Origin of the sequence: Bradyrhizobium sp. CCBAU 11361 (assembly GCF_028128935.1) — a bacterium.
In the GTDB taxonomy this organism is placed as follows: Bacteria; Pseudomonadota; Alphaproteobacteria; order Rhizobiales; family Xanthobacteraceae; genus Bradyrhizobium; species Bradyrhizobium niftali.
Genome location: NZ_LBJZ01000083.1, coordinates 1 through 1,018 on the forward strand (window position 1 = coordinate 1; position 1,018 = coordinate 1,018).

Genomic DNA, 1,018 nt, shown 5'->3' on the forward strand with positions numbered 1-1,018 from the left:
CCTCGGCAGATGCGGTTCGATACGCGCCCATTGCCTGTCGTTCAGCCAAAACAAACCAGCGCGCATTCTCTCGCCCCGAATCAACACGTAGGCAAGAGAATCACGTGGCGCTATTTAGGTACAGACCCTAGTCCTCAGGAACGCAAGTTCGTCACATTGGTTGATAGCTCGAATCTCTACAGAGGAGAGTGCTCGTGGCGAATGCGGGTGTGCGAGGCCGGCCGATCGCGCCGCTGGTGCTTAGTCCGCAGGAGCGGGCGTACTTGGAGAGGCAGGTTCGTCGTCATCGCGTTGCCCGATCGCTATCTGAGCGTTGCCGCGCGATCCTGCGGTGTGCAGATGGTCTGCCAAGCAAGTCGGTGGCTGCCAAACTTGGCATCCATGAACACACCGTTGGCAAGTGGCGCCGCCGATTCTTGAAGGATCGCTGTGATGGCCTGCTTGACGAAGCCCGCCCTGGCCGCCCTCGAACCATCGACGACGATCAGGTTGCTGAGGTAATCGAGCGGACATTGCGTACGACGCCGCGCGACGGACGCACTGGTCGATCCGCTCGATGGCTGCGGAAACTGACTTTTCTCACACCACGATCCGCCGAAAGTGGACGGCGTTCGGCCTGCAGCCGCACCGCAGCCAGACATTTAAACTGTCGAGCGATCCGCTATTCGTCGATAAGGTCGCGATATTGTCTGGCTTTACCCGAACCGAGCCATTCTCCTCAGCGTCGATGAGACCATTAAGGCACGGTGGATTTGTGAGCAGGCGCATCAGCAGTTGAAGGAGGAGCTTGGACTTGATCACTTCGAAGGGCGATCATGGCAAGGTCTTCATCGCCACGCCCTGATGACAATGATTGCCTACGCCTTCCTGCAACATCATCGCCTCGCATACGCGGGGCGAAAAAAAAGAATCAACGGGCCTCCGCCTCAACGTTTCGCCATCGTCGATCTCATCCTTCGGCCGCCGTCTCAGCAGTGCCCATATTGCCGAAAGCAAATCCTTGAAAGCGCAAACGCAT

2 pseudogenes are annotated in these 1,018 nt (G+C 58.0%); both read left to right on the top strand.

What is annotated here, in order from left to right:
* Positions 1-194: 194 nt before the first annotated feature.
* Positions 195-732 (top strand): annotated as a pseudogene (locus XI08_RS09945) (IS630 family transposase); the annotation flags it as partial.
* Positions 730-1,004, top strand: a pseudogene (locus tag XI08_RS09950) (IS701 family transposase); the annotation flags it as partial. The pseudogenes XI08_RS09945 and XI08_RS09950, both read left to right, overlap by 3 nt.
* Positions 1,005-1,018 lie beyond the last annotated feature (14 nt).